This window comes from Amycolatopsis sp. NPDC059657, assembly GCF_042734395.1.
GTDB lineage: Bacteria > Actinomycetota > Actinomycetes > Mycobacteriales > Pseudonocardiaceae > Amycolatopsis.
This window is the reverse complement of record NZ_JBHWEB010000269.1, coordinates 1-1,509: the sequence shown is the minus strand read 5'-3', so window position 1 is coordinate 1,509 and position 1,509 is coordinate 1. Positions and strand designations below refer to the sequence as shown.

The window sequence follows — 1,509 nt, the reverse complement described above, 5'->3', positions numbered from 1 at the left end:
GGTAACTAGTCAGGTCTCTGTCACGTGGTGATCGTGGTGCTGCGATGATCACCACGTGACCGGGGATGTGCGTCCGTCGTATGACGAGCTTGCTGCTCTGGTTGTTGCGCAGGCTGCGACGATCGTCCAGTTGCGGGGCGAGGTGGAGCGGCTGACCGCTCAGGTTGAGCAGCTGCAACGGCAGCTGAAGACCAATTCGCGGAATTCGTCGAAGCCGCCGTCGCAGGACGTGTTCGCCAAGCCGGCTCCGAAGTCGTTGCGGCGGAAAACCGGGCAGGGCAAGGGGAAACAGCCTGGTGCGTCCGGGGCGAGCCTGAAGCTCGTTGATGCCCCGGACGTGGTGGTCGACCATGTGCCGTCGGCGTGTTCGGGGTGTGGCAGCGGGTTGCGGCGCCGCCCGAACGTGGGCGTGGTGCGCCGTCAGGTGCACGACCTGCCTGAGATGACACCGGTGGTGACTGAGCATCGGCTGCACCAGAGACGCTGCGCCTGCGGGGTGCTGACCACCGCCGGCGCTCCCGCGGAGGCGACCGCCCCGGCGTGTTACGGCCCGAACATCACCGCGCTGGCCGCGTATCTGCTGACCTACCAGCATCTCCCGCTGGCCCGGGCGGCGCAGCTGCTGGCCGACGTGGTTGGGATGGCAGTGTCCACCGGCTGGATCGCGGGTGTTCTCACACGGGTCGCGCCGACGCTGGAACCGTTCGTCGAGGCGACCCGGGCCGAGGTGAGGGCGGCGTCGCTGGCGCACTTCGACGAGACCGGGGTCCGGGTGCTGGGCAAGAACCAGTGGCTGCACTCGGCCAGCACGCTGTGGTTGACCGTCTACTTCCTGCACGGCAAACGCGGACGGGACGCGATCGACGCGTTCGGGATCCTCGATGGGTTCACCGGCATCGCGGTGCACGACGGCTGGCACTCCTACCGCACCTACGACGTCACCCATGCTCTCTGCAACGCCCACCACCAGCGCGAACTCCAAGCGGCCGCCGAAACCCACCCGGCCCAGCAGTGGCACACCGCGCTCAGCGAGGTTCTCGACGAGCTCAACGCCGCCGCCCACGCGGCCCGCGAGTTCCATCTCGACACCATCCCCGACGAGGTCCTCACCCCTCTGACCAGACGATATGACGGACACATCGCCGACGGCCTGCGGCTGCACCCCCGCAACCACACCGGGCACCCGAAAGGCGGCAGGCCCCGCCAAAGCACCAGCCGAGCCCTACTGGAACGCCTCCGCAAATACCGCGACGACGTGCTGCGGTTCGCGTTCGACCTGACGGTGCCCTTCACCAACAACCAGGCCGAACGCGACATCCGCATGACCAAAACACAACTCAAGATCTCCGGCGGCTGGCGCACCACCACCGGCGCCACCACCTGGCTCACGGTGCGCTCCTACATCTCCACCGTCCGCAAAAACGGCATCAACACACTCACCGCACTCCGCGACGCCCTCACCGGAAACCCCTGGCTACCAACACACCCAGCAACCACCTGACTAGTTAC

Annotated in this window: 1 protein-coding gene; it reads left to right on the top strand. The window is 67.1% G+C overall.

Translation table 11 applies throughout. The features are described 5' to 3' along the window. Positions 1-55: 55 nt before the first annotated feature. On the top strand, positions 56-1,501 hold the full coding sequence (gene tnpC, locus ACFV15_RS48155; protein ID WP_378360243.1) for an IS66 family transposase: 1,446 nt from the start codon (positions 56-58) through the stop codon (positions 1,499-1,501). The last annotated feature ends 8 nt before the right edge of the window (positions 1,502-1,509 follow it).